Source organism: Arthrobacter sp. 05L421 (assembly GCF_056397785.1).
Genome location: NZ_JBFTOC010000083.1, coordinates 1 through 314 on the forward strand (window position 1 = coordinate 1; position 314 = coordinate 314).

Sequence of the window (314 nt, forward strand, 5' to 3'; positions counted from 1 at the left end):
GTCAAAATCATGAACGAGACCGTCGACGGCGACTACCAGACCTACAAGGCCGAGTCCGGCGCGTTCGTCCGCGAGCACTTCTTCGGCAAGACCCCGCAGACCAAGGAAATGGTCCAGGACCTGACCGACGACSAGATCTGGAACCTCAAGCGCGGCGGCCACGACTACAACAAGGTCTACGCCGCGTACAAGGCCGCCACCGAGTTCAAGGGCAAGCCCACCGTCATCCTGGCCCACACGGTCAAGGGCTACGGGCTGGGCACGCACTTCGAGGGCCGCAACGCGACCCACCAGATGAAGAAACTCACCCTCGC

The 314-nt window shown here is 62.6% G+C and carries 1 pseudogene; it reads left to right on the forward strand.

Going from position 1 to position 314, the window contains the following annotated elements:
• Window positions 1–314: pseudogene (locus AC1DKQ_RS22505) on the forward strand (pyruvate dehydrogenase (acetyl-transferring), homodimeric type); the annotation flags it as partial.